A 14,017-nucleotide genomic window follows, 5' to 3' on the forward strand; every position below is an offset into this window, starting at 1 on the left:
CGCAACGCGCACCCGCATTCACGATCTTTCATGGCCGGGTCCTGCGGACGAGTGCGCCGGTTCTGTCCCAAACATTCAAACTCGTCTCATTTCACGATAATGGGGCGCAAAGTAGCATCGCGCATGAGTCTCCCTGCCCCCGGCTGCATTGCCGCATGGGGTCGAATCTGGCTCATCAGCTATTCCGCGTTCATCCGGCCTACACAAAAGGACGCTACATGTCAGTACGACGTTTGATATGCACCTGGCTCTCGCTGTGCCCGTTGATTGCAGGCACGGCGATGGCCCAACCCGTCGAGGTACCGGGCTTTACCCACGTGCGCTCCCTGGGCGGTATCGACGAATACCGTCTGGATGCCAATGGCCTTACCGTGCTTGCCGTGCCCGATTCCGCTGCGACGGTGGTCAGTTTCCAGGTGTTGTACCAGGTGGGTTCACGCAACGAAGCCGCGGGCACGACCGGCGACACTCACCTGCTCGAGCACCTGATGTTCAAGGGCAGCCGGCACTACAACAAGGCGCTCGGCAATTCACTGAACAGCTACATGGAGCGAGTGGGCGCGACCTTCAACGCCACCACTTCGATGGACCGCACCAACTACTTCGGCACGCTCGGGCGCGATGCGTTGGAAGGCTACATCGCGATCGAGGCCGACCGCATGCGCAACCTCCTGCTGCGCCCGGAAGACCTGGCGAGCGAGATGACGGTGGTACGCAACGAGTACGAGCGAGGCGAGAACAGTCCTTTCACCGCCTTGTTCCAGCAGGTCATGGCCACGGCTTACCAGGCACACCCCTACCACCATCCGACCATCGGCTGGCGTAGCGACATCGAGCATGCGAGCGTGGACAAGCTGCGCCGTTTCTACGACACCTTCTACTGGCCGGACAACGCCACCGTCATCCTGGTCGGCGATTTCCGGCCGGACCAGGCGTTGGGGTGGGTCAGGCAGTATTACGGCGGCATCCCGCGCGCGCCCAAGGCCATTCCCGCCGTCACGACCGAAGAGCCGCCGCAGCAGGGGCCACGAAGGCTGGTGCTCAAACGCGCGGGCGCAACGGGCAATCTGATCATCGCCTTCAAGGGGCCGCGCGCGCTCGACCCCGATGCGGCTGCGTTGACCGTACTGGGCCTGGTATTGAGCCAGGGCAAGAGCAGCCGGCTGTATCGCGCACTGGTCGACACCACGGTTGCCACGCAAGCCGGCGCCGGCTTCCATGCGCTGCGCGATCCCGGTCCGTTCGTCGTGACGGTCAGCCTGCCGCCCGACGCGAAACACGAGCAGGCCGAGAAAATCGCCTGGACCGAACTGGAGCGGATCAAGACCGAGGGCGTCACTCGCGAGGATATCCAGCGAGTGCTGGGCCCTTACCGGGCCGATCAGGTCTACCAGCGTGACGGCGTCCGCTCGACGTCCGCCCGCTTGGGCAACGCGGTCTCGCAGGGCGACTGGACACGGTTCGTCACCGAGCTTGAAGAACTGGAAAAGGTGACGCCCGCCGATGTGCAGCGCGTCGCCCGCAAGTACCTCATTGAAAACCAGAGCACCACCGGCTGGTTCGTCCCGGAGAACTTCATGAAGCATGTTCGTTTCAACCATCTGCGGACGTGGTTCGTGTGGTTCGCCGTGCTATGCCTGCCTGTTGCGGCTCAGGCAGGCATCGCCGACCGCGTCGTGCGCTCCCAGGCCGGCAGCATCACGCTATTGACCTATTCGATGTCGCCGCAGGAAATGGTGTCCCTTACCGGGGTGATGCCCCTGGGCGATGCCGACACGGCCAGCAAGGCGGCCAATCCCGCCGCGCCGTTGCTGACGGGCATGTTGCTCCAGGAGGGCAGCACCCGTCGCGACAAGGTGGCGATCTCCGCGCTGCTGGAAAGCCTGGGCGCTCAGTTGTCGTTCCAGACCGACGGCGGCTATGTCGGCATACACGGCCAAAGCCTGACCAAGGATTTGCCGACGCTGATCGACCTGATGGCCGAGCAGTTGCGCCTGCCGGCCTTCAAGCCGGAGGAGCTGGCCAAGGCCAAGAGCCGGCTGGAGGCCGCGGTCCGTAACGCCGGAGAAAACCCATCGGCTCGGGCCAGCGAGGCGCTGAATCGGTCCATTTACCCCGATGCCCACCTCAACGCACCGGTGCCGCGCGAACGGATGCTCGATGCGATCGCCGCTGCCACGCTGGACGACATCAAGGCCTTTCATCAAGCCTATTACGGGCCCGCCCACATGACGCTGGTCGTGGTCGGCGGCGCGGACCCTCGCCGCCTGCAGTCCATGGTGACCGAAGCCTTCGCGGGCTGGAGCGGGGGCCGGGCACTCGTGCGACAGGGCCCGCCACGCAAAGCAAGCCGGCCCGACACGCAGCGCATCGCCATGGGGGACAAGGAATCCATCAGCGTGATGCTGGGTCAGGCCATCGACCTGCGCGCCAACGATGCCGACTATCTGCCCCTCAGCGCGGCCGTCAACATCCTGGGCAACGGCTTCACCGGCCGCCTGATGGCAGGGGTCCGCGACAAGGAAGGCCTGACCTATGGCATCCGCGCCGGCCTGTCCGGGCTCTCCCTGATGGACGGCGGATTCGTCATCACCAGCAGCTTCGCCCCGCCCCTGCTGGACAAGGGCGTCGCCAGCACGCGCCGGATTCTGGATGCTTGGTGGAAACAGGGCGTTACCCAAACGGAACTGGATGCACGCAAGGACGGCATGATCGGCCGCCATCAAGTCGCGATGGAAACCACCGGGCAGATGGCCGCCATGATCGCCCAGACGGTGCTCCAGGACCGTCCGCTGAGTGGCCTGGACACCTATCCCGCGCGCGTCCGCGCGTTGACCGTCGAGCAGGTCAACACCGCCATCCGCACGTACCTGGACCCCGACAAGATGACATTGGTGGAAGCAGGCACGTTTGCGGAGAAATAACCGCCGCCTCGCTTCGTTCCGCACCCCGCCCGGCTTCGGCCGGGCCGCTGCCATCGCACTGCCGCGCATCGCCAGAGGGCGGTTCGCTGCAGCGCTCGTGGGAAGCCCTCGACGCGGGCGCACTCGAGTGAGCCGGAGCCCGGCGGGCAAGCACGGTCCGCAACCATCAGCGCACGACAATCGCCCCGGGCGCGAACTGCCATTATGCGAGAATCGGAACCTCCAACCGCTTCACTTCAGCCATGACGGGGCTCGCATGACCACCCACATTACGATCGAATTCACCGAACACGCAGCCGAAGCCATTGGCGAGCAAACCAGCACCAGCTTCTCCTACGACCAGGGCGCGCACGTACCGCAACCGGGCGACTTCGTCGAACTCGAGAATTCGCGGCAGACGTTCCTCGTGATCGGCCGCGTGTTTTCGCTCAAGGCCAACTACAGCGCCGTCAAGCTCGTGCTCGACCTTCCTCCGTCGGACGGCGAGCAGGATTTCGATCAGACGCACTGACGGACGACGAGACGCGTGACCCGTCACGCGTCCATGATCGCGGTCGCTGCCAGGCGCCCAAGCTGGGGCGCCAGGATCACGCCGGGATGCGCGACAACGGCATAAACCCCTCCAACACCCGGCAAAAATCCGTTGATCGGCGCCCCGTCGTTCGTCATCGGCCGAAGCGCCGATTTCGCGGAAAGCAGCGTGAGGGTCGGCGGCTCGGCAAACAGCGCCGAAATGTCCGAGGCCGTGCGCGCAACAAGCGCTGCAAGCCCGCTGTCTCCCTCTTCCGGAAGATCCGCGGCTGACAGCAGGCTACCCGACGGGCCGACCCGCACTTCGAGATCCTGCCCATAGAGCAAGTGGCTGATGAGCCCCGGCTCGGCAGCAAACCGCATCAAGACGGCCGGCTCCTCGCGAACCGGCAACGACACGCCCAGGCTCGCGGCAATGGCCACCGCGGAAGCCGCATTCGCCAGGACGACAACATCCGCCGGCACATGCCCGTGCGCGGTATGCACACCGACAGCGTGCCCATTGCGCGTTTCGACCGCTTCGACTGCACAACCGTACCGGATCTCCGCGCCGGCCGCTTGTGCACCGGCCAGCAACTGATGCGTCAGGTCGATCGGCTCGACCACGAAATCATCCGGTGCCCACGCGATCAACTCGGGAAGCCGTGCAAGACGCGGCTCCATCCGGGCCACCTCTCGACGCCCCAACGCTTCCATGTGCACGCCCGCCGCGCGCTGCGCGTCGATCAGGGCAGCGGTCTGCGCATCCGAGTCCAGCCAGACAAGTGCCCCGCGCGTCGTCACCGGCAACGGGCCCAGCTCACGCTCGAGCCGGGCGAACGCCGGGAGCGCTCCGAGCGTGCGGGAGAACCCGGGCGGGTTTTCAGAAGGAAGCGCGCTGCCGGTACCCACCCAGCCGAACGACCAGTGAGTCGCGCCGCCCGCGGGCACCGTCTGCTGTTCCAGCAGCGTGACCTGTGCGCCCGATCGCGCAAGATGCCATGCGGTGGAAGCACCGACGATGCCACCACCGATCACGACGACGCGCAGCAGCTTGTGTCCCATGAGTGACATTCGGAAGTTGCGGGGTTCCGACTATACCGTCCGCCCCGCTTCACCGCTGTGCGGTTGCTCGCCGCCCTCTCGCGCCCGGCATCGAAGCAGTCGCCTGATCGACATCCGCCGCGCACGACGCTCGGGCTCAAAAAAACAAAAAGCCCGCCATGGCGGGCCGTGCTCGTGCGCGGAATTGGTCACCGCATGTCCGGAAACACCGGCGCCTTCAGGCATCGATCGAACCACAAAGCATCGTCTCCATCGCCGATCGGCCACATTTCCGCATCGAGCTGCGGCAACCCGGCAACCGGCGCTGACGCGCGGTTATCGCCACCGGACGCCCCCGCACGCATCCACGCCGAGTGCACGCCACCGGTGTCGCACGCACTCCCATGGGCCTGCGCTTCGCAGTACGCAACGGGTCGCACCTTCCCGCCATCGGCCGTGCTCACCGACCGGTACTGATAGACCGCACCGGTCGCCCAGTCCTCGCTCTGGCTGCAGACCCGCGCACGATGCTGCACATGGACCGCGCCGAAACACGCATAGGAAACGTGCGCCCCGGTCGCATCGTCGGGAATGAAGTCGCAGTTTGCATCGAAACCGGTAAGCGGGCCGCCCGTGTATTTCGCGAGCCACTGGCGCTCGGCCTGCGCACGCGCGATCAACCCTTTGTTCGATTGATCGGCCAGTACGGCGGTGCGCCGATCGATTGCATTGCGCACTTCGTCGACGGCGAGCGGACGACCTTCGTAATCGGCATCGAGACGGTTGTTGCGCGCGTCGATCCAGCGGCGCTGGCTGCGCACCAGCATGTCGCGGATAGCCGTGTCCGGTGCGGCCTTCAGCGCGCCCGCGTACGCCGAATTCATCCGCGTGTCGGCTGCGCGCAGCACGGGGCTCGCGCAGATGCGCTTCTCGACCGGCTGCACGGCTTTCGCGCAATCCATCGCAAAGCCAGGTACCGCGACGCCAACGCCCATCATGAACATCGAAGCAAAACCGGCCAGCCGGCCGGCCGATGCCATTCGAATCCCACGCATGCTTTCTCTCAGTCGGTTTTTTCTTGGTCGCACTGCCCCGATGCGGCATCACCCATCACGGCCTGTCGTGCCCGCCGGTAGTGCATTTCGCCGAACGCAGCTGCCACACCGCGCAGCGCCGCTCATGGTACGCGTGCCTGCACGAACGCGCACCACCAGGCGCGACACGCGCCGGTGTTCCTTCGCTGGTGACGGGATCTCGATCGACTGAACAACGACCACGCACGCCCGAACGAACCCGGCATGCGCATTCGATGCCGACGGTCATGAACGACCGTCGGCGAGAGGGTCAGGCAGGCGACGGCCGCACATCGTCGCGCCCGAATGCACGATCGGCCGACCCGCGCCGCACTGCTTCGCGGCACCGACGCCCGACGGGTTGCCCGCCGCGGTCGGCCTGCCGCGAAACCGCTACTTCTTTTCCGGCTCCGACGCGCCCGGCTGCTTGAACGGGAACGTGCTGAACATCGACTTCGCCTGGTTCTGCATCTGCTCCTGCATCTGCACGAACATGTTCTTCGACTGCTCGATGTAGCTGGTCATCATCCCTTGCATCATCGGCGCCTGCATGTTCATGAACTGCGACCAGACTTCCGGATTCATCGCATTGCCTTCGTACAGGTTCTTCGACTGATCCGCGAGTTTGTTCTGGATGTCGATGAAGGCCTGGATGTTCTTTTCCAGGTACGTGCCCATCATGCCCTGCATCGCATGCCCGTAGAAACGGATGATCTGCGACAGCATCGACGACGAGAACATCGGCACGCCGCCGCTTTCCTCTTCGAGGATGATCTGAAGGAGGATGCTGCGCGTCAGGTCTTCGTTGGATTTCGCATCGACGACCTTGAAGTCCTCCTGCTCCAGCACGAGTTGCTTCACGTCGGTCAGCGTAATGTACGTGCTTGTCTCGGTATCGTAGAGCCGACGGTTCGGGTACTTCTTGATGAGCCGTTCGGCCGTCTTCTTTGTAGTAGTCATGTAACGCCTTTGAGTGCAGCGTAGCGGAAGTGACGAATCCCCGCCGCCCGAATCCGGGAGGCGGGGGCCTTCGGAAAACGCCCGGCTGCGCGGCCACCCGGCCCGCGCAGCGCGGACGCTCAGCCCATGTGCAGGCCGCCGTTCAGCGAGAAGTCTGCGCCCGTCGCGAAACCCGAATCGTTCGACGCGAGCCACGCGACGATCGAACCGATTTCCTCCGGCCCGCCGAGACGCCGCACCGGGATCGTCGCGACGATCTTCTCGAGCACGTCCGGCCGGATCGCCTTCACCATGTCGGTACCGATGTAGCCCGGCGACACGGTGTTGACCGTCACGCCCTTCGTCGCGACTTCCTGGGCGAGCGACATCGTGAAGCCGTGGATACCGGCCTTCGCGGTCGAGTAGTTGGTCTGGCCGAACTGCCCCTTCTGGCCATTCACCGACGAAATATTGATGATGCGGCCCCAGCCACGTTCAACCATCCCGTCGATCACCTGCTTCGTCACGTTGAACAGGCTCGTCAGGTTGGTGTCGATCACGGCGGTCCAGTCTTCGTGCGTCATCTTGCGGAACACGACGTCGCGCGTGATGCCCGCGTTGTTGACCAGCACGTCGACTTCGCCGACTTCAGCCTTGACCTTGTCGAACGCTTCCTTGGTCGAGTCCCAGTCGCCGACGTTGCCTTCCGACGCGATGAAATCGTACCCGAGCGCCTTCTGGTCCTCGAGCCATTTCACACGGCGCGGCGAGTTCGGGCCGCAACCTGCGACCACCTTGAAGCCGTCTTTCGACAGGCGCTGGCAGATGCTGGTGCCGATGCCGCCCATCCCGCCCGTTACGTACGCAATTCGCTGAGACATAAATCTCACTCCATTTTTTGGTTTCGAGAGCTGCCGGAGGCCCCCTCTGACTTCACGTGACGCCGGCCGAAGCTGCCATCGGCCGGCACACGGATTCGGTTCGCTGGTCGCGAATGGCCGGTTACGGACGGCCGGTTACGGAGGGCCGCTTACGGACGCTCGACCGCGAGCGCGACACCCATCCCGCCGCCGATACACAGCGACGCCAGCCCGCGCTTCGCGTCGCGCTTGGCCATCTCGTGCAGCAGCGTCACCAGGATCCGGCAGCCCGACGCGCCGATCGGGTGGCCGATCGCGATCGCCCCGCCGTTCACGTTCACCTTCGACGTGTCCCAGCCCATCTGCTTGTGCACCGCCAGCGCCTGCGCCGCGAACGCCTCGTTGATTTCCATCAGGTCCAGGTCGCCCGGCGTCCAGCCCGCGCGCTCCAGGCACCGGCGCGATGCCGGCACCGGGCCCATCCCCATCACGCTCGGATCCACGCCCGCGTTCGCGTACGCCTTGATCCGCGCCAGCGGCGTCAGGCCGAGTGCCGCCGCCTTCTGCGCCGACATCACCAGCACCGCCGCCGCGCCGTCGTTCAGCCCCGACGCGTTCGCCGCCGTCACCGAGCCGTCCTTCGAGAACGCCGGCTTCAGCCCGGCCAGCGATTCCGCCGTCACGCCGTGACGCACGAATTCGTCGGTGGCGAACTGCAGCGGCTCGCCCTTGCGTTGCGGAATCGCCACCGGCACGATCTCGTCGTCGAAGCGGCCGGCCTTCTGCGCGGCTTCCGCCTTGTTCTGCGACAGCGCCGCGAATGCGTCCTGCTCTTCGCGCGTGATTCCGTATTCCTTCGCGACGTTCTCCGCCGTGATGCCCATGTGGTACTGGTTGTACACGTCCCACAGGCCGTCGACGATCATCGTGTCGACCAGCTTCGCGTCACCCATCCGGAACCCGTCGCGCGAGCCCGGCAGCACGTGCGGCGACGCGCTCATGTTCTCCTGGCCGCCCGCGATCACGATCTCCGCGTCGCCCGCGACGATCGCGTTCGCCGCCAGCATCACGGCCTTCAGGCCCGAGCCGCACACCTTGTTGATCGTCATCCCCGGCACTGCGCTCGGCAGCCCGGCCTTGATCAGCGACTGCCGTGCCGGGTTCTGCCCAGAACCGGCCGTCAGCACCTGGCCCATGATCACTTCGCTGACCTGCTCGGGCTTCACGCCCGCACGCTCCAGCACCGCGCGGATCACCGTCGCGCCCAGCTCGGGCGCCGCAATCTTCGCAAGCGAGCCGCCGAATTTGCCGACCGCGGTCCGCGCGGCCGATACGATCACTACGTCCGTCATTTCCCTTTCCTCCAGGCCCGCACGACACGGCGCATCGCTACCGGCCCTGTTAAAAAAACTGCGGTGCACCGGACAGCCTGCGCCGCTGTCCGGTTTTCGTCAATCGCGCTGCAACACGTAGCGGCCCGGCGCCGGCTCGATCACAGGGAACTGCGCGTTACCGGGCTGGGCGGGCGGCTCCACCTTGCGGCCGCCGTACTGGTCGAGCCATTCGACCCAGGTCGTCCACCAGCTTCCCGGGTGCTCCGTTGCACCGGCGAACCAGTCGTCCGCCGATTCGGGCAGGTCGCTGTCGTTGACCCAGTAGCTGCGCTTCTTCTTCGCCGGCGGATTGATCACGCCCGCGATGTGCCCCGACGCGCCGAGCACGAACTTCAGCGGGCCCGACAGGATCGACGTCGACGCATAGGCCGTCTGCCACGGCACGATGTGATCCTCGCGCGAACCGTAGATGAAGGTCGGCACGTCGATCAGCGTCAGGTCGACCGACTCGCCGCACACGGTCAGCGCGCCCGGTTCGCGCAGCTTGTTCTCGAGATAGGTATTGCGCAGGTACCACGCGTACATCGGGCCCGGCAGGCTCGTCGAATCGCTGTTCCAGTACAGCAGGTCGAACGGCGCCGGCGTGCGGCCCTTCAGGTAGTTGTCGACGACGTAGTTCCACACGAGGTCGTTCGGCCGCAGGAACGAGAACGTGTTCGCGAATTCGACGCCGCGCATCAGCCCCGGCTGCGTGCCGTTCTTGCCGCCGATGGTCTGCTCGCGCATCTGCACGTGCGCCTCGTCGACGAACACGTCGAGAATGCCGGTGTCGGTGAAGTCGAGCATCGCGGTGAGCAGCGTCATCGACGCGGCCGGATGTTCGCCGCGCGCGGCAAGCACCGCGAGTGCGGTCGCGAGCATCGTGCCGCCGACGCAGAAGCCGAGCGTGTTGATCTGTTCGCGGCCGCTGACCTGCTGCACGGCGTCGATCGCCGCGAGCAGCCCTTCGTTCATGTAGTCGTCCCACGTCTTGTGCGCGACCGATGCGTCCGCGTTGCGCCACGACACGAGGAACACCTGATGGCCGCTCGACAGCGCATGCGCGACGAGCGAATTCTCGGGCTGCAGGTCGAGGATGTAGAACTTGTTGATGCAAGGCGGCACGATCAGCAGCGGCCGCTCGAACACCTTGTCCGTCTTCGGCGTGTACTGGATCAGCTGGATCAGGTCGTTCTCGTACACGACCGCGCCTTCAGTACACCCGAGGTTCTTGCCGACCACGAACTGCGATTCGTCGGTCTGCGAAATCTTGCCGCGCTGCATGTCGCCGAGCAGGTTCATCATCCCTTGCCGCAGGCTTTCGCCCTGCGTTTCGAGGATCGATTTCTGTGCGTCGGGATTGAGTGCGAGGAAGTTGCTCGGCGCGGCCGCGGCCGTCCACTGCTGGACCGTGAAACGAATGCGCTCGCGCGTCTTCGGATCGGTCTGCAGCGCGTCGGCCAGTTCCTGCAGATAGCGCGCGTTGAGCAGATACCAGGCCGCCGCGAACGCATGCGCCGGCGACGCCTTCCACGCATCGCCGCTGAAACGGCGGTCCTTCAGTTCGGGCGACTCGAGCTTCGCCGCGGCAGCCTGCTGCATCAGCGCCATGCAGTCACGCGCGTAGTCGGCCTGCAGCGCCTGCAGCCGCTCGGGCGGAATCGCGGCGGCCGGCAGCTTCAACCCGGCGAACGGCGACGCCATCGCGCCGAAATCGGGCATCGACGGCATCTGGAACGGGAACGATGTCGGAAACTGGAATGTCGCGAACGGATTCACGGTGGCCGACGCAGTCGCGGCGCGCGCCGGATCTGCAAAACCGCGCCACGCGTTCAACCACGACTCGAACATCTGCTGCATCGGCTGGGCGGCCGGATCGAAACCAATGCTGCCCGGAGAAGTGCCCGCCTGAGCGGACGTCGACGATTTTTTCGATGCTGTCATTACCTGCCTTACCGGTGATTCGTGAGCGTCTATCGTGAAATCCTGCTCGCGCGCGGCATGCCGGTTGCGAGCCGGGCCGTCATGCTCTGGAGAGGCGTCTCCAGATTCTGCCGCAGTGCGGTATTTTTATCATTATCGTTTTCCCCATGTGAAGCGCCATGTCAAACCGTTGAACATTTTGGTACGGAGATAATCCTCGCACAACAGACGGGACAAGGGTTCCGGCGAAACATAAAACATTTTGGTTGACTTGACTTCGGGATTTTTCATTCAATCGCGCATGCAGCGCGGCATGGCTGCCGAAATATCGAGATAACCCGATTTTGCGGCGCAACAAATTCCACGCGCATGCGCATTTCGTCAATCGGCCAGCCAGATCGCTGCTGCCATGCGGCCCGTCACGCGATCGCGCCGGTACGAATAGAAGCGTGCCTGTTCGGTGACCGTGCAGGCCGTCCCGCCGCTCACGTGCGCAACGCCCGCACGTGCGAGACGCAGGCGCGCGAGCGCATAGAGATCGGCGAGGAACTTGCCCGGCGCGCCATCGATCGCGACGAACGCAAGCCGGGTTTCATCATGCTCCGACTGCGGGGCCGTGTCGAGAAACGCGTCACGCACGTCGGCGCCGACCTCGAACGCCCGCGGGCCGATCGCCGGCCCGAGGTACGCATGAAGCGCGTCCGTCGCACTGCCCGCGAGTGCCGCGACACGCGCCGCGGTCTGCTCGACGATGCCGGCCGCCAGCCCGCGCCAGCCCGCATGTGCGGCGCCGACCGCGCGGCCCTGCGTGTCGCACAGCAGCACGGGCAGGCAATCCGCGACCATCACGACGCAGACGGCACCCGCCCGGTCGGTGACGCTCGCGTCGGCCTGCACCGGCGCCGTAGCCGTGGGCGCCGCCGCGATCACCTCGTCCGCACGCACGATCTGCGCGCCGTGAACCTGCTCGAGCCACGCAGCACTCGACTGGCCGGCCAGCGCCAGCAAGCGCGCGCGGTTCCCCGCGACATGGGCTGGGTCGTCACCGGTATGCAGGCCGAGGTTCATCCCGCCCGGCAGCGCGTCTCCGCCCTGCCAGCGCCCGTACGGGCCTTCGCTCACCCCGCCGTCGCGCGTCGTGATCAGCGCGCGCACGCGCGGCGACACCTGCCAGTCGGGCTGTACGCAGTCCTGCCACGTCAACGGCGCCAGGTTCGTCATCGGCACTCACTCCTCCTCATCGTCCAGGTCCGGCTCGTCATCGTGATACTCGCCGCCGAAATCGTCATCGTCGTAGACACCGTCATCGTCGTCGAATTCCTCGTCGCCCTGCCCGAAGCCGAGCGCCGCGACGAGTGCGTTCATGTCGTCCGGCAGCGGGCAGCGCCATTGCATCGCCTTGCCCGTGACCGGATGCACGAGACCGAGCCGCCATGCATGCAGCGCCTGTCGCGCGAACCCGTCCGGCAGCGGCGTGACCGAGCGCTTGCCGCGCGCACGCCCGTACACGGGATCGCCGAGCAGCGGATGCCCGGCGTGCGCGCAGTGCACGCGGATCTGGTGCGTGCGACCGGTCTCGAGATCGCACTGGATCGCCGAAACCGGCTGACGTTGCCACAGACATGTGTCAACCGTGCGGAAATGCGTGCGCGCGGGCTTGCCCGATGCGCCCGTGACGACGGCCATGCGCGTGCGTTCACGCGGATCGCGGCCGATCGGCGCGTCGATCGTGCCTTCCTCGGGCATCGTGCCCCACACGAGCGCGAAATAGCGGCGCTTCACTGTGCGGGCCTGTAGCTGGCGCACGAGGTCCGTTTGCGCGGCCAGCGTGCGCGCCACCACCATCAGGCCCGACGTTTCCTTGTCGAGCCGGTGGACGATCCCAGCGCGCGGCAGGCCGGCCGCCGCGTCGCCGTAGCGATGCAGCAGCCCGTTGAGGATCGTGCCGCTCCAGTTGCCGGCGGCCGGATGCACGACGAGGCCGGCCGGCTTGTTGATGACGACGAGCACGTCGTCCTCGTAGATCACGTCGAGCGGCACCGGCTCCGGCGTGAAAGCGAGCTGCTCGGGGAGCAGGTCGGGCACGAGCTCGATCTTCGCGCCGAGCGGCACCGGCTGGCGGATCTTCGCCGGCGCGCCGTCGACGAGCACGCGCTGCGCCTCGATCCAGCTCTGCAGGCGGCTGCGCGAGAATTCGGGGAACAGTTGGGCGAGCGCCTTGTCGAGGCGTTCGCCCGCGAGCGCCATCGGCACTTCGACGACGCGCGGCGCTTCATCGACCGCTGCGGACGGCACGACGGGCGGCTGCATTGCGTCGCCGGTCAGATCGTCATCGAGGGAATCCCCCGAGGCAGCGTCGGCGGGCCGATCGCTTGGGCTATAATCTTCGCGATTTGGTGTGCCCGGCTGGGCATTCTGCGAACTTGAACGGGTCATTTAGACTGGGTCACCGAGACTTGAAGCTAGGACATGCGAGCATGATGAATTCGACCAAACGCACGGCCAGAACCGTCGCCGCCCGGGCTGCGGCGGTAGCGGCCGCGGCCCTCATCGCCGGCTGCCACGGCTTGCCGCAGAAGCAGGACGAGACGGCTACCTGGTCGAACAACAAATTATACTCAGAGGCCCAGGACGCACTGTCCGGCGGCGACTGGGGCAAGTGCGCGAAATATTTCGAATCGCTGCAAGGTCGCGATCCGTTCGGCCATTTCGCGCAGCAGGCGCAGATCAACGTTGCATACTGCAACTGGAAGGATAACGAAGCGGCCGCCGCCGACCAGGCCGTCGATCGCTTCATCCAGCTCCACCCCGATCATCCGGATATCCCGTACGCGTACTACCTGAAGGGGATGATCCACTTCAACGACGATCTCGGGCTGTTCGGCCGCTTCTCCGGCCAGGACATGAGCGAGCGCGATCCGCAGGCACTGCGCGAATCGTACGATGCGTTCAAGGTCGTCGTCGACCGCTTCCCGAAGAGCAAGTACGCGCCCGACGCCGCCGCGCGGATGCGCTACATCGTCAACGCGCTCGCATCGCACGAAGTGCACGCGGCCGACTACTACTACCGGCGCGGCGCCTACGTGGCGGCCATCAACCGCGCGCAGCTCGCGATCAAGGACTACAAGGGCGCGCCGGCGATCGAGGACGCACTGCACATCATGATCCTGTCGTACGGCAAGCTGAACCAGCCGGAACTCGCCGAGGACACGAAGCGCGTGCTCGCCGGCACGTTCCCCGACAGCCCGTATGTCACGGGCCACTCGCGCCCCGGCTCGAAGAAGTCGTGGTGGCAGTTCTGACGCAAGCACCGTACAGCCCGCGCTGCACGAACAAAAAAACCCGGCCATCGAGCCGGGTTTTTTATTGGC

The 14,017-nt window shown here is 65.7% G+C and carries 11 protein-coding genes; 3 read left to right on the plus strand and 8 right to left on the minus strand.

Annotation, left to right across the window (positions count from 1 at the left end):
- Positions 1 to 281 precede the first annotated feature (281 nt).
- A complete protein-coding gene (locus CFB50_RS09955) occupies positions 282 to 2,924 on the plus strand; it encodes a M16 family metallopeptidase (RefSeq protein ID WP_256978871.1) in 2,643 nt (880 codons plus the stop codon).
- A gap of 256 nt (positions 2,925 to 3,180) precedes the next feature.
- Positions 3,181 to 3,435 carry a hypothetical protein gene (locus CFB50_RS09960; RefSeq protein WP_069248086.1) on the plus strand — a complete coding sequence of 85 codons (255 nt, stop codon included), beginning with the start codon at positions 3,181 to 3,183 and terminating at the stop codon, positions 3,433 to 3,435.
- 23 nt (positions 3,436 to 3,458) lie between these two features.
- On the opposite strand, the gene CFB50_RS09965 is transcribed toward CFB50_RS09960, so the two are convergent.
- The 8 genes from CFB50_RS09965 to CFB50_RS10000 form a co-directional block, all read right to left on the minus strand.
- On the minus strand, positions 3,459 to 4,499 hold the full coding sequence (locus CFB50_RS09965) for an NAD(P)/FAD-dependent oxidoreductase (protein WP_179254166.1): 1,041 nt from the start codon (positions 4,497 to 4,499) through the stop codon (positions 3,459 to 3,461).
- Positions 4,500 to 4,687: 188 nt separating this feature from the next.
- Positions 4,688 to 5,533, minus strand: coding sequence for a lysozyme inhibitor LprI family protein (locus CFB50_RS09970; RefSeq protein ID WP_089445752.1), 846 nt, complete (start codon positions 5,531 to 5,533; stop codon positions 4,688 to 4,690).
- A 411-nt stretch (positions 5,534 to 5,944) separates the two neighbouring features.
- Positions 5,945 to 6,511 (minus strand): polyhydroxyalkanoate synthesis repressor PhaR, encoded by a 567-nt coding sequence (gene phaR / locus CFB50_RS09975; protein WP_006485265.1) that lies wholly within the window; start codon positions 6,509 to 6,511, stop codon positions 5,945 to 5,947.
- A gap of 119 nt (positions 6,512 to 6,630) precedes the next feature.
- Positions 6,631 to 7,371: a 3-ketoacyl-ACP reductase gene (locus tag CFB50_RS09980; RefSeq protein ID WP_069248088.1), complete on the minus strand. Its 741-nt coding sequence runs from the start codon at positions 7,369 to 7,371 to the stop codon at positions 6,631 to 6,633.
- A 149-nt stretch (positions 7,372 to 7,520) separates the two neighbouring features.
- Positions 7,521 to 8,702: an acetyl-CoA C-acetyltransferase gene (locus CFB50_RS09985; RefSeq protein ID WP_089445753.1), complete on the minus strand. Its 1,182-nt coding sequence runs from the start codon at positions 8,700 to 8,702 to the stop codon at positions 7,521 to 7,523.
- 99 nt (positions 8,703 to 8,801) lie between these two features.
- Entirely contained in the window at positions 8,802 to 10,667 is a 1,866-nt protein-coding gene (gene phaC / locus CFB50_RS09990) for a class I poly(R)-hydroxyalkanoic acid synthase (protein ID WP_089445754.1), read from the minus strand.
- A gap of 360 nt (positions 10,668 to 11,027) precedes the next feature.
- Positions 11,028 to 11,867: a peptidoglycan editing factor PgeF gene (gene pgeF / locus CFB50_RS09995; RefSeq protein ID WP_089446085.1), complete on the minus strand. Its 840-nt coding sequence runs from the start codon at positions 11,865 to 11,867 to the stop codon at positions 11,028 to 11,030.
- Between the two features lie 6 nt (positions 11,868 to 11,873).
- A complete protein-coding gene (locus CFB50_RS10000) occupies positions 11,874 to 13,082 on the minus strand; it encodes an RluA family pseudouridine synthase (protein ID WP_089445755.1) in 1,209 nt (402 codons plus the stop codon).
- A gap of 41 nt (positions 13,083 to 13,123) precedes the next feature.
- Here CFB50_RS10000 and CFB50_RS10005 point away from each other — a divergent pair, with 41 nt between their 5' ends.
- Positions 13,124 to 13,948, plus strand: a complete 825-nt coding sequence (locus tag CFB50_RS10005; RefSeq protein WP_039360216.1) for an outer membrane protein assembly factor BamD — start codon at positions 13,124 to 13,126, stop codon at positions 13,946 to 13,948.
- The last annotated feature ends 69 nt before the right edge of the window (positions 13,949 to 14,017 follow it).

Origin of the sequence: Burkholderia sp. AU33423 (genome assembly GCF_002223135.1) — a bacterium.
Lineage (GTDB): Bacteria > Pseudomonadota > Gammaproteobacteria > Burkholderiales > Burkholderiaceae > Burkholderia > Burkholderia lata_D.